Here is a 20,189-nt window from a genome sequence, read left to right on the forward strand (position 1 = left end):
GCGGGGAGGCTCCGCGGCACCGGCCGCGGAGTCTCCTCCGGTTGTGGGCTGCGGAACGGTCAGGTGGCGGTGCAGGAGGGGTTGAGACCGGCTCCGCTGCCGGTGCCCTGGAAGCCGAACTCGGTGGACCCTCCCGCGGGCACGGAGCCGTTGTAGTCCACGTTCGTGAAGGTCACGGCGCCGCTGTTGCCGCTGCGGTTCGAGCTCCAGGAGGAGGTCACCGTGCCGTTCGAGAGGGTGGCCGTGACCCGCCAGCCGCGCAGGGCGCTGGAGCCCGCGGTCACCTTGACCGAGGCCACGAACCCGTCGTTCCACTGGTTCAGCGACACCGACGCGGTGCAGCCACCGGGGCCGGGGTTGTTCGACGTCGTCGTGGTCGTCGTGGTGGGACCGGGGCCTCCGGCGTTCAGCGCGTCGAGCACCGCGTTGTACGCGGGCTTCTTGGCGCCGGAACCGGTGAACAGCAAGGGGTTCTCGCCGGTGCGCCACGAGTCGGTGTCGCGGATGCCCCAGACGGTGATGCCGGTGCAGGCCCGGATCGCCATGCACGCGTTCGTCACGTCCCGGTAGGCGTTCGCCTGGTTGCTCCCGGCGATGTCGAGCTCGGTGATCTGCACCTCGACGCCCAGGTCGGCGAAGCGCTGGAGGTTCGCCCGGTAGTCCGACGGCGCGTTGTTGGTGAGGTGGGACTGGAAGCCCACGCAGTCGATCGGCACGCCGCGGGCCTTGAAGTCGCGCACCATGTTGTAGATGCCGGTGGACTTCGGGTTGATGCCGTCGGTGTTGTAGTCGTTGTAGCAGAGCTTCGCCGCGGGGTCGGCCGCACGGGCCGCGCGGAACGCCGCCTCGATCCAGTCGTTGCCGGTGCGCTGGAGGTTGGAGTCGCGCCGGCCACCGCTGCCGCCGTCGGCGAACGCCTCGTTGACGACGTCCCAGGCGTAGATCTTGCCCCGGTAGTGGGTGGCGACCTGGGTGACGTGGTTGATCATGGCCTGGCGCAGGGAGGATCCCTCCATGCTCCGCGCCCAGCCCGGTTCCTGCTGGTGCCACAGCAGGGCGTGCCCGCGCACGCGGCTGCCGTTGCCCACGGCCTGGTTGAGGATGCGGTCACCACCGGAGTAGTTGAACTGGCCGCGGTTGGGCTCGGTCGCGTCCCACTTCATCTCGTTCTCGGCCGTGACCATGTTGAACTCGGTGTTGAGGATGTTCACGTACGTCTGGTCGCTGAGCCTGCCGGCCGCGACCGCGGTGCCGAAGTAGCGGCCGGACTGCGCGGCGGCAGCGCCGAGGGTGGTCGCCGCGTTGGCCGGAGCGGACACGACGAGCACGGCGCCGAGGGCCGCCGCCAGTGCTGTTGCCATGATCGGGACGAGTGAGACCGACCTCGATGTCAGCTTCATCTTCCACACTTTCACCGGACGTGCCCGGAATGCGGGCGTGATGGATGGTGCGCGCCGGCGGGAGCTCCGGTGCGGCGGTACCGGAGCCCTCGTGCGCGCGGAATCGCTGTGGTGGTGCGTCTCCGTCACCCGCGGTGCGGAGGGTGGTGAGCTGCTTGACCTACGACTGCGAGTGCGGCGTGCAGGAGTGTTGCAGCTCGATGTTTACGTTCACAAGAAGGTGACCGCGACTGACCATGAGAAATGGGCCGAACGGCCGAAGAGGGCGCCGGATAAGGGTAAAACCGCACGTCGAACGACGTCGAATGTTTCGAAACAGTCGAACGGTGCAGGTCGCGGCCGAAGTGAGCGTTAACACTCGGCGCGTTGTTCGTGAGCGGAAGGGCAGGTCAGCGTTCCTGTCGGGCCAGCCCCAGCCGCGGCTCGGTGACCACGTACAGCTCGGAGGACCGCACGTCCTCCGGCGTGAAGAAGCCCATCTTCCCGGAGTTGAACAGCTTGAACCTGGCCTGCGTCAGCTCGTCCTGACCGACCTGCATGGTGACCGGCCGACCGCCGGCCGGGCGCTTCCGCCGCACCGACACCATGTGCGAGTGGGCCCTGGTGACCGCCTCCAGCGCGACCTCCAGCGTCATCCTGGCGTCGCGCAGGTCCTCGATCCCGGAGACGATCTCGGTGAACGCCTGCTTCATGTCCGCGTCGGTGCAGTCCCGGCGGGTGAGGCGCTGCGCCTCCCAGAAGTACGACTCCTTGCCCCGGTACTGCTGGTACAGGTTCGAGATGACCACCAGGTAGCGGAGGTAGGCGTTGCGGTAGGTCTCCTCGTAGTGGTCCGACGCGACCTGCTCGCTGAACTCACCCCGCACGGTGCTGGCCAGGCAGGCCGCTGCGAGCGTCGCGCTGTACATCGCCAGGTGCACGCCGGTGGAGAGCAGGGGGTCGAGGAAGCACGCGGAGTCGCCGCAGAGGTAGTAGCCGGGACCGCAGAACCGGTCGGCGGTGTAGGAGTAGTCCTGTTCGACGCGCAACGGCGAGACCCGCTCGGCCGACGACAGCAGATCGCCGACCAGCGGGCACTCCTCGAGACCGATGCGGTAGATCTGCTCGACGTCGAGCCCGCTGTCGCGCTTGGCCTTGAAGTCCGTCTGGTGCGTCACCAGTCCGACGCTGAGGCGGTCGTCGTGCAGCGGAATTCCCCACAGCCACCCGTGGGGGACGGAAGAGACCGCGATCGCGCCCTTGGGACCGATCGGCAACTCTTTCGCGCCGGACCAGTAGCCCCAGACGGCGACGTTTTTGAAAGTCTCGTGGAAACGACGTGAGCGCAGGTGCCGGTTCACCATCAGGCCCGCCCGGCCCGAAGCGTCGATGAGATGGTCGAACGCCATTTCCCGCTCGCCGGCACTGCCGTCGGCCGGACGCCACACGGCCGCGCGCGGACGGTCGCCGTCGAACTCGATTCGTTTCACCTCCGCGCCCTCCACGACCTTCACGCCCTGGCTCTTCGCGTGTTCCAGCAGGAGGTGGTCGAAATCGGCGCGGGTGACCTGGTACGAATAGTCGGCCTCCCATCCGGGGAGGTCGCCGAAGGTGAGGTCCCACGCCTCGTTGCCCCACGAGAAATGGCCTCCGCCCTTGAACTGGAAGCCGAACGCCTCGACCTTCTCGCGCGCGCCGATCAGGTCCAGGACGGGCAGCAGGGCGGGAAGGAGCGACTCGCCGATGTGATAGCGCGGGAAGACCTCCTTCTCCAGCAGCGTCACGTCGAGCCCTTCACGGGCGAGCAAGGTGGCGGCGGTGGACCCCGCCGGACCGCCGCCGACCACCAGAACGCGAACCGCGCCGAACGTCGTCATTCGAGTTGTCCCCACGATAGGCGGTCGAAGGCGTATTCCGGGCGGTGCCCGTTCATGGCTTTTCCGCGGACCGGCTCAAGCCGCTCCGTCGCCATTTATAGCCCGGCCGGCCAAGGCGAACAACGCCGATCGCCTGATCGGGGAAACCGCGGCACCGTCAAGGTGAACGTCAATGGCGAAACGGCAACCGGACCTCGCCCGATTTCCACTGAACCGGTCATTGCGGCGGCACGTTCGTGGTCTGGTGAACACTCCGGCCGGAGAGGCTCTCCCGAACGGCCGGGAGTCCCCGTTTTTCACCGACGGGCAAAGGTGAGGTCAGGGCCGGGACCGCATGTGCTGCCCTGGTGTGCACCATCGGCTCCATGCCGTTTTCCCCGTGGTGCGCCGGTGCTCTACTCGCCGTCATGAACGATGACATCGCACGCCGGCCGCGTCACGTGCCCTGGATGGCGGTGGCGATGGCGCTCTCGGTCACCGCGGCCGTGCTCGGTCCCGCGCAGCCCTCGAAGGGCGGCACCGAGCCGCCGGTGGAGCGGGAGGAACCGGCCGACGTGCTGGACCTGCCCGCACCGGCGGGGGAGCAGGGTGAGGTCCGGCGGCTGCCCGACGCCGGTGTCGCTCCCGCCGGCATCGCTCCCGTCGGCAGGGTGGAACCGGCCGTCAACGGTCCGGTGGCGGGAATTCCCGCCACTCTCCACACCGCCTACCAGAAAGCCGCGCTGCGGCTCGCTCAGTCACAGCCGGAGTGCCGCCTTCCCGCCACGCTGCTGGCCGCGATCGGGAAGGTCGAGTCCGACCACGCGCGCGGCGGCCGGGTCGACGCCACGGGCAGGACGCTGAGCCCGATCATCGGCCTGCGGCTCGACGGCAGTCCCGGGCTGGCGGCGATCCGCGACACGGACGGCGGCGCGTACGACGGTGACGTGACGTGGGACCGCGCTGTGGGGCCCATGCAGTTCATCCCCGGCACTTGGCGCCGGTGGGCGTCCGACGGAAACGGTGACGGCAAAAGCGATCCGCACAACGTCCATGACGCCACCGTCGCGGCCGGACGGTATCTCTGCGCGAACGGCAGGGACCTCTCCACCGCCGCCGGGTTGCGGTCAGGAGTGTTGAGCTACAACCATTCCGAGCACTACCTGAACACCGTCCGGCAGTGGATGGAGCTGTACCGCAAGGGTGTCTCGGCGATGCCGGACACGACGGCGGCGGCGGAGGAGGTCGTCGCGGCGCCCGAGCCGGTCAAGCCCGCGCCGGACGTCATCGCCTTGCCCACCCCCGTTCCCCCGCCTCCTGTCACGCTTCCTCCCGCGCCGCAGCTCCCCGCCGATCCGCCTCCTGCCGCGGAAGTGCCCGCACCGGGGCCGGCCACGCCCGTCCGGTCACCCGACGCTGCGCTTGCGCAACTGGTCGAGGGCACTCTGGGCACGACGGTGTGCGTGGTCAACGGGGTGGTCGTGCACGTGACCGAGCAGGCGACCGGGCTTCTGGGCGGGCTGCTGGGACTTCCGCTGCTCCCCGCCGGTCCGGCCGACCGCGAGCAGTGCCTGCCTCCCCGCTGACGGTCTCCCGGTGCCAGGCAGGGCGGCCGGTGCCGGGTGGGACTGCCTCAGCAACAGGCGCACGGCGAGGTGCAGGCCGAGCCGCTCGTCCGGGTCGGTCAGGTCGACCGGGACCAGCGAACGGATGCGGTCCAGGCGTTGCAGCACGGTGTTGCGGTGGATTCCCAGGTCCACCGCGGTACCGGTCGCGGACGACTGCCTGTCCAAATAGGACGCCAGCGTGCGCAGCAGCTGTCCTGACGGGTCCGCGGTGAGCAGAGGGCCGAGCAGCTGCCGCGCGAAGCCGAGCTGGGCGTCGGTGACGTAGTGGTGGATCAGCAACCGGGTGGCGCTGGAGCTGCCGACCCGTTCCACCGCACCGGGTTCCTCCCGCGTGCGGGCCACGGCGCAGGCGAGCCGGGCGTCGACCAGGGAGTCGCGGATTCCCGCTGTGCCTTCGCCCGGAGCCCCGATCCCGGCGCGCATCCGCACACCCTCACAGGACCGTTCCACCTCCAGCAGCGCGGTGCGCAGAGCCGTCAGGGTTCTGGCCTCCTGCTCGTCGTCGAGATCTGTCAGCCAGAACGACCACCCGTCCCCGTCCGGCAGCGGGGTCGACGTCCGGTCGATCGACACGAGCGCCTCGCCGAGCCGGTAGGAGAGGAACGACGGCGTCACGTCGCCCCCGTCCGCGCGCACGTGCACCCCGGTGTGCACGCCGTCGAGCCGCCAGCCGGCGGCGGTGGCGCGTTCCAGCACGTACGCGGCCGGTGCCTCCGCCTCGTCGAGAAGCCTGGTGAGCAGCGCGGCGCGTTTGCCGCCTTCCCGTTCCAGGGTCAGCGAGACCGTCGCGAGGTAGGCGACGAACGCCCAGGCCGCCACGACCAGAGCCTGGCTCACCGTCCTGGCGAGGGCGGGCACCGCCGGGACCACGGCGGCGATCCTGAGGTTCACCGGGCTCGCGGGGGCGAGCCGGATCGGCTGGACGACCAGCAGGGAGTCCTCGTCGACCGCGTGCACCTGCTGCCGCGCCGACCTGCCGCGCAGGCCGCGGGGCAGGTCGCGCAACGCTTGTGCGGGAAGGTTTCCCGCCACCACGCGGAGCTGGGTGTCGACCACGCCGACCGGCAGGCGCAGCACCGTCGTCAGCACGCGGATCATGCCCTCGGCGTCGGTGAGGTTCTGGTGCAGCCTGCGGGTCACCATGCCGATCACCGCGGCGTCGGCGGAGGTGGTGGCGGGCAGGAGGAGGTTCATGATCGCGACGATCCGCTCGGGACTGTCCCCGGCGTCCGTCAGCACGACCGCGACGTCCAGGTGGTTCGCCAGCGCGAGCACGGCGGGAGGCACCGACTCCGGGCGGCCGGGCACGAGCAGACCGGCCGCCCGCCGTTCGGCGGCGAGCCGCAGCGCCGTGACGAAACCGGGTTCGTCGGCGGCCAGCGACGGGTCGTCGGAGCACACGAGCGTGCCCGGTCCGACCTCACCGATCTCCTCGATGCCCGCCACCGCGGCGGCCGTGGCGATCGGACGGTCCGACAAGCGTTCCGCCGTCACCGCGACGTGGTCGCCGCCACAACCGAAAGCGAGCAGGTCTCGCAACGTCAACGGCATGTCGCCTCCCGGCAGCGTAGGACAACCCGGCCACCCTGGTGACCGGGTGCGCTCGGAAGCCGTTACTTCCACTGGGGAAACGACAAATCGGTCGTCCGGTTACGGCGGATCCCGGCGTCACCGCTCAGATCAGCCCTTCCTTCAAGGCGAACGCGACCGCGTGGGTGCGGTTGCGGAGCTGGAAGCGGTTGACCACGTCGTGCAGCGCGTTCTTGATCGTGCGTTCGGAGTAGGAGAGTTGGGCCGCGATCTCCTTGACCTCCATGCCCTGCGCGATCATCCGCAGCACGGACGCCTCCCGTTCGGACAACCCGGTGAACTTCAGGCCCTTCGGCGCGAGCACCTGGTTCTGCAGCCTGCTCACCTGGGCCAGCAGCCTGCCGACGAGCTTCGGCGAGAGCACGCCGCTCATCTCGGTGGCCTGGGTGACCGCCGACACCAGCCGTTCGGGAGTCGCCTCCGCCCGCGCGACGACGCCGCGCGCACCGGCCTCGATCGCGGACAGCAGGGCGCCGTCGTCGATGACGGACAGCACGAGGATCACCTGGCCGCCCGAGCGCGCTCTCACCTCGCGCACGAGGCGCAGGACGTTGTCGTCGGCGATGTCGTTGACCACGACGGACACCACCTGCGGACCGAGGTCGTCTCCCGCCACCAGCTCGATCTCCTGACGTGACCTCAGCTGGGCGGTGACCCCGGTCTTCAGGATGGGGTCGGTGGACGTCACGTGAACGGGAATCCGGCGCATGTCTCCTCCTGGGCTCCACGAGATCGCTTGCCGCGTCACCACTGTGGCGGGCGCGCTCAACGCGGGCTCAACACCGGAGTCGCCGGCCGGTCTCAGCGGACGAGCGCCACCGTGAACTCCCCGGACGGAGTGCAGGGATCACGCTGGTTGGTGCAGGAGACGGCGAGGGTGACGCGGTCGCCGGGCGCGAGGAGGGGAGGGTCGTCGGGAACGAACACGGCGGGGGCGTTGCCGTCCCTGTTGACGACGGCGAGGTCGACGACGCCGATCACCGCGGACTCGTGCATGATCCGCAGGACACCGGTGTCCGCGCGGGGGTTGCGCAGCTTCACCGACATCACCCGCCGCCGCGGTCCGTCCGGCACGACGTAGGAGAACCGCTGCGGCCCGCCGCCCACGTTGGGGAACACCTGGGTGTCGATCACGAACGTGGAGGTGACCGGTGCGGGCGCGGAGCTCGTCACCGCGGGCGCGGCGGGCACGACCGGCGCGCGGGTGGTCGTGGCCGCCGCCGTCGAGGACGGGACCGGGGACGACGTGGTGGAGCTGGGGGCGGAGCTCGCCGTCGTCGTCCTGGTCGGCGCGGGACCCGCGATCGTCGCGGGACGCTGGCGCAGGATCATCGTGACGATGATCACCAGCACCATCAGCAGGCCGAACAGGATGGAGACCAGCCAGAACACCCGCTGGGGGACCAGCGCGCGCTGGTCGTAGGCCGCCTCGATCTCGATCGGCGGCGAGTCGGGGACCAGCACGCGGATGGTGAAGGGCAGGTGTTTGTCCTCGCCCTTCCAGAAGTACTTGTGCGGCCGTGCGCGGATGCGGGCGAACGACGTCGTCCCCGGCGCGAGCTCGGGGTAGGAGGGGGAGACCCGGAAGGACAACAGCGCGTCTGCGTCCACACAGGACACTTCTACGCGGAACGGGTGATTGCCCAGGTTGTCCAGCGCCACGGTGTGCTTGCCGGACCTACGCCCAGTGGACGTGACCGGCACGACGGCCGCCTCCACCTCCACGAACGGCTCAACGGTGACCGTTCCTTCCTGGACGATCGAGCCGCCGGGGTCCTCGCGGGACGTGACCTGGAGCGCGAAGGGGTGCTCACCGGAGCGGACCTCGTGCGACCGGGGCGGCAGGAACGTCAGCTCGACGCTGACCTCCTGCTGCGGCAACAGGTTGACCACGGACGGCCGGACCTGCGTCCAGTCCGCCGCCGTGCCCCTGACCGAGAAGGCGAACTGGTCGACGACCGCCGAGTTGTTGCGCACCACCACGTGGCATCGTCCGGCACCGCCCGGTGCCACCACGACCTCGGGCGTGCGGAGAGTGGCGCTGACTGCCATGCCGACAGCGTGACGCAACTCCGTGCGGCGGTCAGGGCCGCGACGGCCTGACACCGGGACACCGGAGCCGTTCACCCCGGGGCAGCGAAGTGTGCCCGAGTGGACTCGATGTGCGACCTGCCCCGTCCGGTGGGAGCGGTATGGGCACTTTGCCGCGTGAGGTCGCGGGCGATCGGCGGGATCGTTCAGCCATGCGCCCGAGACACGTCAGCCTGGCCAGCCCGATCCCGAGATCGAGACTCAGCGGCACCCTTCCCCGGCGGGAGGCGCTGAGGACGTTGCGGAGCGCGGAGACGGCACGGCTGAGGCTCGTCACCGGACCCGCGGGCGCCGGGAAGTCCGTGCTGGTGCGGCACCTGCTGGCGGACGCGGAGCGGCCCCGCGTGGCGGTCGACTGCCCGGCCACGGAGCCGGGGGAGCTGGCCCGCGTGCTCGGCCGCCTCGCCGGGACAGAGGCCGCCGGCGCGGACGCGCTCCTGAGGGCGCTGGAACGGTTCGAGGAACCGCTGACCGTGGTGTTCGACGGCGTGCACGCGCTGACCCACACCGCCGACCGCGACCTCGTCGACCGCCTCGTCACCGAGGCACCTGAGGACGTCCGCTTCGTCGTGACCGCCCGGCACGTGCGCGACCTGCGGCTGACGGACGTGCCGGGACCGGTCCACCGGACGGGGTTCGACGACCTCAGGTTCGGCGCGGACGAGGTGGTGCGGCTGTTCGAGTCGGCGGGGGTGCGCGTGCCCGCCGACCCGGAGTCGTTGTGCCATCGCGTCGACGGGCTCGCCGCCGCGCTGGTCTTCCTGCGGATGGACATCTCGCTGCTCGGCGCCGACCAGGCCGAGGCGGTGTTCGCCGACCCGGTGGGCGGCTCCGAACGCCTGCGGGAGTTCCTGACGCGCGAGGTGGTCGACCCGCTGCCCGCCGGGCTGCGGGACCTGCTGGTCGACGTCAGCCCGCTCGGCGTGCTGGAGGGGCCGATGTGCGACGTCCTGCTGGGCAGGGACGACTCGGCGGAGCTGCTCGCCGAGCTGGCCGCGCGGGAGCCGATGGTGTTCCGGCTCGGCGACGGCGCGTACCGCCTGCACACCTCCCTGCGGGAGCTGCTGGAGCGGCGCCTCGCCGAGCGGTACGGCACCCGGCTGACGAGCCAGGCGTATCTCACCGCCGCGGTGGTCCTGAGCGAGGCGGGCCGGTGGGACGACGCCCACCGCTGCTCCGCACGCGCGGGTGACTGGGTGACCGCCGCACGGATCGCCCACGAGTACGGGGTACCGGCGCCCCGGCACGGCGACCCGTGGGGCACGCTCGCCGAGGCGCGCAGGCTCCGCGCGGCGGGCCGGTTCGCGCAGGCGCACGAGCTCTACACCGAGGCGGCCTCGCGCCTGCCGGACGGGGCGTTGCGCCGCGAGTGCGACGAGGAACGGGCGTACCTCTCGCACTGGCTGGGCGACATCCCCGTCACCGCCCCGGCGTCACCGGTCGCGACGGACGTCCTGGCGAGCCTGGTGCTCGCGCTGCGGACCCGGCCGTCGACCCTGGTGGGCCGCACGGTGCCCACGGCGACACCGGTGTGGACCCTCGCCAGGGCGGTCGCGGCGATGGTCGACGGCCGCACGGAGATGGCGGTCGAGCTCGCCCGGCCGCTCGCGGGCGCGCGCGACCCCTTCACTTCGCTGGGCGCGCGCATCCTCGTCACGACGATCGAGACGGCGTTGCACGGCAAGGGAACGGTGGCCCAGTTCCACGCCCTCGCCGCTGAGGCGGAGGCCGAGGGCTGGTTGTGGCTCGCCCGGTTCGCCCGCGCCGCCACGGCCGTGCTCGACGCGGCGGCCTGCGCGGACGCGCGGGCGGTCCTCGCGGAGTGCGAGGAAGCCGGCGACACGTGGAGCTGGGCGTTCGCGGTCTGGCTGCTGCTCATCGGCGAGATCCGCGCGAACCTCCCCCACGACAGGGGCATCGTGCGGACGGCACTCGTGCGGCTGCGGCGGATGGACGCGCCGTTGCTGGAGATGTGGCTGCGCGCCCTGGTGGGCGATCTCGTCGAGCTGATCGAGGCGGACGAGCCGGACCTCCGCAGGAACGCCCCCGGCTGGGCGTGGGACCAGGCGATGGCGCGGCACAACTGCCGGTCGATCGTCGAACGGCTCAGGACCCCGCACAGCCCGGCACATCTGCGGCCGGTGCCCGCGGCGGCACCGGTGGCGGACCGTCCCGTGGCCATCCGGTGCTTCGGCGGGTTCGAGCTGACCGCCCGCGGCGTTCCCGTGGACCTCGGCGGGCTGCGCGCCCAGGCCCGGCGGGTGCTGCGCGTCCTCGCCGCCCACGCCGGGCAGCCGCTGCACGAGGAACGGCTGGTGGCTGTCCTCTGGCCGGACACGCCGCTGAAGTCGGCCAAACGACGCCTCCAGGTCGCCATCTCCAGCCTGCGCACCCACCTGAAGGACCGGGTGCCGGACGCGGAGATCGCCCGGCAGGGCTGCTCCTACCTGCTGAGGCTGCCGCGGGAGGCCGTCGTCGACGTGGTCGAGTTCGGCGACGCCATGCGGCGCTGGAGGAGCAGGCCGCCGCACACCGACCTGGCCCGTGCCCGGCAGATCGCGGAGACGCTGCTCGACCTGCACCGCGGCGAGTACCTCGCGGAGGAGGGCAACGCCGAGTGGGTGCTCGCCCGGCGCGAGACCCTGCGCGGGGAGACGGCGGGCGTCGCCGCCGCGCTGGCGCGCCTGGAGCTCGACCGGGGCAACGCCGCGGCGGCGATCGACCTGTGCGAGCGCGCTCTCGCGGTGGACCAGCTCGACCACCGGCTGTGGTCGCTGCTCTCGGAGTCGCGCCGCCGGGCCGGACACCCCGACGGCGCGCTCCGCGCCTGGCGTGCCTACCAGGACCTGGTCGCGGAGTGCTGAGACGGCACCGTCACTTCAGCGCGAAGAACTCCATCTCGCTGATGGCGACGGTCTGCCGCTCGGTCCCGCTGTAGACGTCGACCACCTCGATGGTGACCGACGTGACAAGCGTGGCGTTCTTCAGCTCCAGCGTCTGCGCGCCCCTGGTGTCGACCGGCAGCACGTTCTCCGACTTGCCCGTGTTGTACGTCAGGCGCAGGATCGACGGCCTGCCGTCCTCGCTGAACGTCTCGGCGGCGCCGGAGTGCAGGATGATCGCCCGCAGCAGGTAGCTCTCGTCGAACCGCACGGTGATCTTCGGCTTGCCGCCTCCCAGCTCGGTCATCCAGTAGGTGTTGTTGTAGGTGTCGACCAGCAGCTTCGGGTCGTGCTCCGGCAAGGCGGTCAGCGACGACACGGTGGACGGCCGCACGGGGTCCAGGGTGGGGACCACCTTGCGGTACAGCGCCCGCGTGTTGTCGATGACCGTTGCGCGGAAAGGCGGGTAGAGCGCGTACACGAGCGTCAGCAGGAGACCGACGAGCACCAGGACCGCCCGGATGCGGCGGAAGGTCATCTTCACGACCCACGTCCGGTGGCTGCGGGTGCCCTTGGCGCCGGGACGGGTGCCCAGCTGGTAGCGCTTGGTGCGGCGCCGGAACAACCGCCGCCACCACACCAGCTTCACGACGCCCGCGTCCGCGAGCGACTCGCCGCAGCGGCTGCAGAAGTTGCGGCTCGGGGCGTTGCCCTCGCCGCACGCCGCGCACACCAGGTCGTCGGGTTCGAGCCGGCGGCTCGGTTTCGTGCGCACGATGGCCCGTGTCTTGCGGATCGCGGGCGCGGGCTTCAGCTCCGGCGTCTCGTCCCGTGCCTCCGCCCGCCCGGTCACCGGCTGCGCCAGCGCGGCGACGAGGTCGGGGTCCGGAGGGTCCTCGACGTCACCGGGAGGCGGGGCTGGCGCGGTGGATCCTGGTGGTTTCGCGGCTCCTGGGGGTGTGGCCGCACCGGGAGGTGCGGGCGGTGTAGACGTGCCCGGTGGTGGGCTCGGTGGCTTCGCCGCACCGGGTGGCGGCGGTGGGCCGGGCGGTTTCGCAGCACCGGGAACTGGTGGAGCCGGTGGTTTCGCGGCACCGGGCGGAGCGGGCGGTTTCGCCGCACCAGGCGGAGCGGGTGGACCGGGTGGCTTCGCGGCACCGGGAGGTGGCGGCGGGCCAGGGGGTTTCGCCGCTCCGGGTGGTGGCGGGCCGGGTGGCTTCGCCGCGCCAGGGGGCGGTGGGGGACCGGGTGGCTTCGCCGCACCGGGAGGTGGTGGTGGGCCAGGGGGTTTCGCGGCACCGGGTGGCGGTGGCGGGCCGGGAGGGGGCGGTGGCGCGCCCGGAGGGGGAGCCGCGGGAGCGGGCGGCGGCGGGGGTTCGGCCTCCGAGGTCCAGGTGGCCACGGCCGCCGCGGCCTTGCGGCGCGGCTCGACCCGCACCCGTTCCGGCAGCCAGGCGGCCACCTTGCGGCGCACGCGCTGCCACCACGTGAGCTTCTCCTCCACGGGCGGAGGCGGTTCCTCGACCACCACGACCACCTCGGGCGGCGGCGCGACCTTGTCGCCGTTCCACTCCAGGAAACGCCCGCAGTCCCCGCAGAACGCGTGCGCGTCGTCGTTGTGGTTCCCGCACATCCTGCAGACGATCACGAGATCACCTCCAGGGTGTGCGCGACGTGAACGGGTTTGGCCGCACGGATCACCGCTGCGACGGCCTCTTCCGAGAGGACGCGCGGATCACGCGGCCGGACCACGACGCGCACCCAGTGCTCCACGTCCGTCGGCGGCTCGGGACGCGGACGCACCGACCACGACGTGCCGCCGCTCTCGTGGATCTCCACCTCGCCGTCGACGACGACGGACAGGTGCCTGCGCAGGCCCGCCATCGTGCCGCGCATCCGGAACAGGTCCACTGCCTCCGCCACCACCGCCCGCTGCGCGGTCAGGGGCCAGCTCTCGTCCAGCAGCACCCCGAACCAGCTCGACAGCCAGCGCACGAACTCCTCGGGGGCGAGCATCGGGTCGAGGTAGGCGTCGACGCAGTCGATGGTGCTGATCAGCGGCGCGAGCACGTCGTCGAACCCGGTGGTCCAGCGCACGGTGAAGTCGCTCTCCGCGAAGACCGCCGGCAGGAAACCGATCAGCGGGTACGGGGTGGGCAGCAGGTCCGCGCCGGGCGGCGTCATCTCGACTCCTCCACCCGCACCTGGTGGTCGTAGGAGAACACGAGCCCGCCCGGTCCCACCGGCAGCAGCATCGTCTCCGCACCACGTTCGCCCGTCACGGGGTTCGCGCCGAACAGGCGGACGTCCTCGACGATGTCGACACCGCGGACCCCTTGCAGGGTCGCGAAAACCTCGCCGTGGGTCACCCGCCGCCCGAACGGCCAGCCGGTGCCGTCCGGTCCGCCGACGAGCGGGTTGAGGTACCTGTGCAGCGCCTCCAGCGCGCGGGCGCGGACCTCCTCGGTGTCGAGGCGGGGCCGGGCCACCAGCCGGGCGACCACGGTGACACCGCGGTAGCGCGGCGGTTCCACGAGCACCCGCGTGCCGACGAGCCGCACCTCGTCGAGCCGGTTCGCGATCCGTTCCAGCGTCGCCGGGCCGGGCACCAGGTCCGCGAAGAGCAGTTCGCCGGACCGCTGCGCCGCCGCCGGCACCACCAGCACCTTCACCGCCCCGTGCGGGACGTCGTCTTCCCCGGCGGTGACGCAGTGGATCCTGGCCGCCTCCGGCGCGGCTTCCCGCGAGATCGCCTCGTAGTCCTCCGCGGTGACCGCCCGGCTGCGGGTGCGCAGCATGATCGGTCCGCGCGCCTTGGCCTCGGCGAGCGTCTCCCCGTCCACCCCGCCCGACGCCGGGTGCAGGTTGGTCACGCCGGAGACGAACGGGATCGACGCCTTGAGCGTGTCGATCGCGAACCGGGCGACGTTCCCCCGCCCGCCACCGCCGTGGTAGTAGCTGCGCGCCCTGATCCGGGCGCCCTGGGGTGGCACGGCACCGCAGCGCCGCAGGGAACCGTCCTGGAGCCGGATCGCGGGACCGAACGAGATCTCGCCGGAGACCCAGTCGATCACGAAGTGGCGGTCGTCCGCGCCGCTGGCGGAGAAGTCGTCGACCGCGGTCCACTCCTGCCAGCCCTCGTCGTCGGACACCTCCACCACGGCGGAGTGGACTCCCGCGAGGACCGGGGCCTTGGCGAGCGAGAGCCGTTGTCCGGGAACACCTTCCGACTCGCCCAGCTCCTCGAACTCGACGATCTCGCCGTGCACCGCGCGGGCCGTCGCGCCGACCGTGCCGGCGTGCAGCGAGCGGACCACGGGGGTGGAGCTGTAGGAGGGCTGGCCCGGCAGCGGCTCGACCACCTTGATCCGCAGCCAGCCCGCGCGCTGGTCGTCGATGACGCTCGCCTCGTGCCCCTCGGGCAGGTGCACCACGACCCGGCCCGGCCGGTTCAGGCCCGCTGTCTCGTCGGTGGTCAGCTCGCACTCGGCCCAGCCGTCGCCCGTCCACGCCTCCCAGACGATCGGCGGGTGCAGCGGGTTCACGCCGACACCGGAGACGGCGCCGTCGAAGTCGATCCGCACCGCGCAGGCGGGCGCGGGGTCGAGCAGGCCGATCAGGAGCGTGTCGCCCAGCTCCGGAGGGTCGCTGAACGCCTCGAACTCCTGCCCGATCTCGACGGCGGTGGTCTGGTTCTCGCTGCCGACACCGGACTGCCGCACCCGCCGCACGGCGGTGATCGAGGTCGGCGTGACGGCCAGGTCGGCGGCGGTGGAGAAGACGATCGCCTCCTCGCTCTCGGTGCGCGTCGTGGACACGGTGGTGCCGCGCCGGATCACCAGCGGCGAGCGCGCGGGCGTGGACAGCCAGAAGGTGACGGGGACCTCCGCCGGGGTGGGCGGGAACATCCGCAGGCCGAGCAGCTCGAGGAACTTCACGTACAGCCGGTCCGGCACCCGGTTGAGCCGATAGCACAGCTGCTCCGTCATGAACGCGAACGCCTCGATCAGCGTCACGCCGGGATCGGACACGTTGTGGTCCGTCCACTCGGGACACCGCCGCATCACGAAGCGCTTGGCGTCGTCGACGAGCTCCTGGAACCGCCGGTCGTCCAGGGTGGGCGCGGGAAGCACCATCAGTAGTCGCCCTCCTCGGGAATCGTGTAGAAGGGGTGGACGAGGTTGCGCTCGTCGTTCTCGCCCTTCACCACGTAGGTGATGTCGATCAGGAGCAGGCTGGGCTGGTCGGGGTCGGCGCGCACGAGCACGTCCGAGACGGAGACGCGGGGTTCCCAGAGGTCGAGCGACGTCCGCACCTCCCGTTCCACCGCCGCGAGCACGTCCACCGACGCGCCCTCGAAGGTGAAGTCGCGCAACCGGGAGCCGAACGCGGGCCGGAACGGCCGTTCGCCCGGGTAGGTGCGCAGGACGAGCGCCATCGCCTGCTCCAGCTTCCGCGCGCCACCGAGGGTGGCGATGGTGCCGTTGGCCGTCACGTCGAGCGGGAACGCCCAGCCCCGCCCGACGAACTCGTCGTCGATCACCAGAACCTCCGTCAGAGCGGGATGGGGACGCCGTTGACCGTCAGCAGACCGACGACGTTCACGTTCTCGGCGGTGAGCGTGATGGTGCCCTGGGCGACGATGCCCATGGCGGTGCCGGCGTTGATCACGGCCGCGCCGCTCTGCCCCGCGCCGAGGTAGACGAGGCCGTTCTCGGCGGTGATCGACACGCTCGGCATCGGGCACACCGACACCCCCGGCACCAGCGAGGCGTTCAGGCTCACGCCCGCGTTCACCTGGTCGACGGTCAGGCCGATCTCGCCGTTCTGGCTGCCGAGCCTGGCCGCGGACGCGAGCGCGCCCGCACCGGGTCCCGCCGCGCCGCCCTGGCCACCGCCCGCCCCGCCGAGCCCGCCCGCGAGCGACCCGGCCGCGTCGAGCCCGGCCGTGCCGCCCATCGGACCGCCCGAGGAGGAGGCCGCGCTCAGGCCCGCGTCGAGCCCCGCACCGGCGAGCCCACCGGCGGCGGGCGAGCCGGCCCCTCCCGCACCGCCACCGAGCGGCATGGGGATGTCGTAGAACAGCAAGGAGTTCCCGGTGCTCGACACGAAACCGCGGTGGTGGATCTCGCTCACCAGGCCGGGGGTGACGACGGAACCGGCCTGGGACGGGAGGTCCATGCCCTGCAGGCCCTGCGCCGAGGAGAGGTCCGGCATGTCCGGCAGGCCCGCGGCGCTCGCGAGGTCGCCCATGCCCTGCATGTCCGGCATTCCCGGCATGGGCGAACCGGTGCCGCCGAGACCGCCGCCCACGGGACCGAGGAAGCTGCTGAGGTCGCCCGACTGCACGCCCGCGGCGGCCGTCACCGCGAACGGCCCGCCCGCGAACACCGGCCCGGACGCCGCGACGTTCCACGTGGTCAGGTCGTTGATCATCCCGCCGAGGACGTAGGGGCGCCGCACGTCCCCGAACTCGAACGCCACCAGCACCTCGTCGCCCACCTCCGGCAGGAAGCTCGCGCCCGTGCGCTGCCCGGACGTGAACTGCACGTTGGGCGCCCAGTCGGTCTCGAACTCGGGGGAGAGCCAGGGGAGCGTGACCTTCACCCTGCCCTTGCCCAGCGGGTCGGCGCAGTCGGCGACGACCCCGCACACCACGCTGCCGAGCAGCGTCCGTTCCCCGGCGGACGCCTTCGAGGCGAGCCCCACCACCGAGCGGTCCTGCCTGCCGTGCGCGGAGAAGACGACGCGGTAGCCGTGCTCGGACTCGTCGAACACGTGCCTGGCCCGCGACACCCGCCACGCACCGGAGAACACCTCCTGCACACCGGAGATCTCCACCCAGGCGCCGGGCTGCACGGCGGCGTTGCCCTTCACCTCGCCCTCCGCCTCGGCGAACGTGCTGGCGGCGTCCGTGCCGAACGCGCCGGCGACGACCGGTCCGGTGACCGGCATGGTGGTGACCGACGCGAAGGGGCTGCCCACCCGGACGTTCGCGGTGGGGCTCGGCGCGGGCCCGAGATCGCCCACCGGCGACCCGAGCATCCCTCCCGCCGACGACAGCGCCCCGGAGAGCCCGCTCGCCGCCCCGGAGAGGTCGCCGGACAGCGCCGCCCCCACCGCGCCGCGCACCGCCCCGCCGAGCCCGCCCCCGCTGAACTTGCCCGCCAGCGCGCCCGGCGAGTGCTCGCCGCCGTCCGGACTGGTCACGACCTGGGCGGCGGCCTTGCGCGCCATCGGATCCCACGTGCGCACCTCGACGTCCGGCGTGAGGTTGCCCGCCGTGATCCGCGGCCGGAAGCTGATCAGCTTGTCCGGGTAGGACACCGCGACCGGGCGCGGCGCGGTCGCCGTGCCGCCGGTGACGGGGCGGAAGTGGAACCCCTCCGCCGTCACGCCGAACTCGTAGCCGATCTCCCGCGCCCTGCCGTCGAGGAAGTCCCAGTCCGTCTGGTTCACCTGCGCGAGGTAGGCGTGCGTGACGGTGCTCGGGACGATCGTCCCCACCACCAGCCCCGCCTGCGTCGCGATCTGCTGTGCGACATCGGAGTCGGTGACGTTGACGAAGCTGCGGCTGCGCTTCACCCGCTGCAGCCGGTGTTCCCGGGTGTAGCCGCGCACGACGGTGCGCATCGTCATCCCGGTCAGCAGCCCTTCCACGGACGTGACCTCCCCGGCCAGCAGCACCAGGGACTCACCCGCCGGACCGGCACCGCCGATCTCGACCGCTGTGCCGATCGCGAGGCCCGCCTTGCGGAGCGTGGAGCCGTCGAGGTCGAGGAAGGTCAGCTCGAACATGCCCGGCAGGTGCGAGTCGTTGTCCACGACGGTGCGCAGCAGGCGGGCCGACACCTCGTCGCGCAGCGGTGACCCGGCGACCGTCACGCTCGGACGTCCCGTCGCCTCACCGTTCGCGACGGTCTCCACCGGCTCGCTCATCGTCGCTGTCCTTCCGGGTTCTCGTTCGCGGGTGGCAGCGCCAGCGACCGGCCGGGCCGCACGCGCAACGGGTCGTCCAGACCGTTCTCCTCGGCGATCCGGCGCCAGGCGTGCGGGCTGCCGTAGGCGCGGTTGGCGATCTGCACCACGTTCTCGCCCTGGCAGACCACGTGCCGGGTGCGTCCCGGCACACCGCCCGACGTGGGGTTGGTGAACGGCTTCGGAGCCGTGTACTCGACCAGGGTCAGGTCGAACGAGGCCCACACCGGCACCCCGAACTCGTCGAAGCGCTTGTACTTGACCTTGACGCTCTCCAGGGCCACCTTGGCGTTGCGTCCCATCGGACCGGCGATGCCCCAGCTGAACAGCAGCACCGGCAGCCGGTAGAAGACCGGGCCCGCCCCCATCTCCTTGACGGGGTTCTTGGTCGCGACCTCCGCCGTCCCGCCGGTCCCCGCCGTCCGCCCCCTCGCCCGGTCCGCCCGCGCGACCATGTCGCCGGCCAGCTTCTCGGCGGCGGTGTAGGAACCGAGCTCGAGCGCGGCGGCGGTGCTGATCCGCACCGGCGTCGCCCAGGCGATCAGCTGGTCCACCGCCTTCTGCGTCGTCACCGCCCCGAGGACCTGGGCGCCGGAGAGCTCCAGCCGGATGTTGCTGGTGCCCTTGAGGGCGTCCTGGAAGCTGTGGGTGACGACCGCGCGGTTGCCCTCGGTGCTGTTCTTCTTCTTGAGGCTCACCTCGGACGGGTTGACGGAGAACACCACCGGCCAGCCGGCGCCGGACTCGGCGACGAGCGTCGCCTTGGCGTTGCCGGTGACCAGACCGAGGACGTTCGTGACGTCGGAGACGACCTTGCCAGGAAGCCCGATCACAGGAACCCCTCGTGTGCGAGCTCCAGCGTCTCCTTCGCGACCCCGGCCTTGTCGGCGTCGAGGTCCGGACCGGTCCACGACACCGGGTAGACGTTGCGCAGCTCCCAGGACGTGACCACCCGCCACTCGGAGTCGAGCAGCTGGATCGTCGCGTCGTCACCGAGGAACCCGCTGACGGCCGGGTGGAGCGCCCCCGGCTGCCCGTAGGGAGACCACTTGCCGCGCAACCAGCTCAGCACCTGCGCCGACGACGAGTCGATCGCGCGCTTGAGCTTGATCGCCTGGTAGTCCACGTCCGCGAACATGATCCGCTGGTACCCGTACTGGCCGGGGTCGTGCGCCTTGTGCAGCTTCGCCATGACCTTCAGCCCCGCGCAGGAGGCCCAGTCGCCCAGGCTCACCCCGCCGACCGTCACGTTGAACCGCATGGACATGCCCATCACCGGGCGCGCTCCGAGATCGCTCATGCCGTGCTCCGTGCCCTCACCGTGTGGCCTTCTGACCGGGACCGAGAAATCCACCGTGGACGATCGTCAGAGTCTCGACCGCCACCTTGCTCGACGACGCGTCGAACTCGCTGATCTGCCAGCCGACCGGGAACATCTCCCGCAGGTGCCACACCGCGACCGGCACGCCGCCGGACGTCGTCATCTCGACGGCGCCCTCCTCCGGCACCCCGCCGCGGGCCTGCACGTCGGCGAGCCACGTCTGCACCGCCGCCGTCCCGGCCGCGTCCGCCGCCCGGCTGAGCTTGACCTGCTCGTAGCGCGGAATCGCCGCGAACCGGACCACCTGGTCGGAGCTGCCCCGCCGGTACTCGGCGACGTCCCACTTCACCGACAGGCCACCCACCTTCGACCACGACCCGAGGTCGTGCGCCCCCGCGGTGACCGCGAACCGGTGGGCCATGCCGTGCGCCAGTGACATCCTGTCCGTCAAGGCGACACCTCAC

The 20,189-nt window shown here is 71.9% G+C and carries 14 protein-coding genes and 1 pseudogene; 2 read left to right on the forward strand and 13 right to left on the reverse strand.

Annotated features, from left to right (window positions below; translation table 11 throughout):
* Positions 1-59: 59 nt before the first annotated feature.
* Entirely contained in the window at positions 60-1,400 is a 1,341-nt protein-coding gene (locus BLT23_RS03440) for a glycoside hydrolase family 10 protein (RefSeq protein WP_090045460.1), read from the reverse strand.
* Between the two features lie 389 nt (positions 1,401-1,789).
* Positions 1,790-3,256 carry an NAD(P)/FAD-dependent oxidoreductase gene (locus BLT23_RS03445; protein WP_090045462.1) on the reverse strand — a complete coding sequence of 489 codons (1,467 nt, stop codon included), beginning with the start codon at positions 3,254-3,256 and terminating at the stop codon, positions 1,790-1,792.
* A 407-nt stretch (positions 3,257-3,663) separates the two neighbouring features.
* Here BLT23_RS03445 and BLT23_RS41520 point away from each other — a divergent pair, with 407 nt between their 5' ends.
* Positions 3,664-4,821, forward strand: a complete 1,158-nt coding sequence (locus BLT23_RS41520) for a lytic transglycosylase domain-containing protein (protein ID WP_245743519.1) — start codon at positions 3,664-3,666, stop codon at positions 4,819-4,821.
* A gap of 66 nt (positions 4,822-4,887) precedes the next feature.
* On the opposite strand, the pseudogene BLT23_RS41525 reads toward BLT23_RS41520, so the two are convergent.
* The 3 genes and pseudogenes from BLT23_RS41525 to BLT23_RS03465 form a co-directional block, all read right to left on the reverse strand.
* Positions 4,888-6,414, reverse strand: a pseudogene (locus BLT23_RS41525) (PucR family transcriptional regulator); the annotation flags it as partial.
* A gap of 124 nt (positions 6,415-6,538) precedes the next feature.
* Positions 6,539-7,162: a response regulator transcription factor gene (locus BLT23_RS03460; RefSeq protein WP_090045467.1), complete on the reverse strand. Its 624-nt coding sequence runs from the start codon at positions 7,160-7,162 to the stop codon at positions 6,539-6,541.
* A gap of 92 nt (positions 7,163-7,254) precedes the next feature.
* Positions 7,255-8,505, reverse strand: a complete 1,251-nt coding sequence (locus tag BLT23_RS03465) for a COG1470 family protein (protein WP_090045469.1) — start codon at positions 8,503-8,505, stop codon at positions 7,255-7,257.
* Between the two features lie 191 nt (positions 8,506-8,696).
* Here BLT23_RS03465 and BLT23_RS03470 point away from each other — a divergent pair, with 191 nt between their 5' ends.
* Positions 8,697-11,408 (forward strand): AfsR/SARP family transcriptional regulator, encoded by a 2,712-nt coding sequence (locus tag BLT23_RS03470; RefSeq protein WP_143035800.1) that lies wholly within the window; start codon positions 8,697-8,699, stop codon positions 11,406-11,408.
* A gap of 10 nt (positions 11,409-11,418) precedes the next feature.
* Here BLT23_RS03470 and BLT23_RS40515 read toward each other — a convergent pair whose 3' ends face one another.
* From BLT23_RS40515 to BLT23_RS03510, 8 genes are read right to left on the reverse strand one after another with little or no spacing between them, the layout of a single operon-like run.
* Positions 11,419-13,074: an NADase-type glycan-binding domain-containing protein gene (locus tag BLT23_RS40515; protein ID WP_176946567.1), complete on the reverse strand. Its 1,656-nt coding sequence runs from the start codon at positions 13,072-13,074 to the stop codon at positions 11,419-11,421.
* Complete coding sequence (locus BLT23_RS03480) at positions 13,071-13,610, reverse strand: phage tail protein (RefSeq protein WP_090045473.1); 540 nt, start codon at positions 13,608-13,610, stop codon at positions 13,071-13,073. Before BLT23_RS03480 ends, BLT23_RS40515 begins: the two co-directional genes overlap by 4 nt.
* Positions 13,607-15,562, reverse strand: a complete 1,956-nt coding sequence (locus BLT23_RS03485; RefSeq protein WP_090045475.1) for a putative baseplate assembly protein — start codon at positions 15,560-15,562, stop codon at positions 13,607-13,609. Before BLT23_RS03485 ends, BLT23_RS03480 begins: the two co-directional genes overlap by 4 nt.
* Positions 15,562-15,969 carry a GPW/gp25 family protein gene (locus BLT23_RS03490; protein WP_245743521.1) on the reverse strand — a complete coding sequence of 136 codons (408 nt, stop codon included), beginning with the start codon at positions 15,967-15,969 and terminating at the stop codon, positions 15,562-15,564. Before BLT23_RS03490 ends, BLT23_RS03485 begins: the two co-directional genes overlap by 1 nt.
* An 11-nt stretch (positions 15,970-15,980) precedes the next feature.
* A complete protein-coding gene (locus BLT23_RS03495) occupies positions 15,981-18,365 on the reverse strand; it encodes a phage baseplate assembly protein V (RefSeq protein WP_090045477.1) in 2,385 nt (794 codons plus the stop codon).
* Positions 18,362-19,237, reverse strand: a complete 876-nt coding sequence (locus tag BLT23_RS03500) for a LysM peptidoglycan-binding domain-containing protein (RefSeq protein ID WP_090045479.1) — start codon at positions 19,235-19,237, stop codon at positions 18,362-18,364. The genes BLT23_RS03495 and BLT23_RS03500 overlap by 4 nt, the downstream gene beginning before the upstream one ends.
* Positions 19,234-19,704 (reverse strand): phage tail protein, encoded by a 471-nt coding sequence (locus BLT23_RS03505; protein ID WP_090045481.1) that lies wholly within the window; start codon positions 19,702-19,704, stop codon positions 19,234-19,236. The genes BLT23_RS03500 and BLT23_RS03505 overlap by 4 nt, the downstream gene beginning before the upstream one ends.
* A 16-nt stretch (positions 19,705-19,720) precedes the next feature.
* Positions 19,721-20,176 (reverse strand): phage tail protein, encoded by a 456-nt coding sequence (locus BLT23_RS03510; protein WP_143035801.1) that lies wholly within the window; start codon positions 20,174-20,176, stop codon positions 19,721-19,723.
* Positions 20,177-20,189 lie beyond the last annotated feature (13 nt).

It is taken from the genome of Lentzea fradiae (genome assembly GCF_900100955.1).
Classification (GTDB): domain Bacteria; phylum Actinomycetota; class Actinomycetes; order Mycobacteriales; family Pseudonocardiaceae; genus Lentzea; species Lentzea fradiae.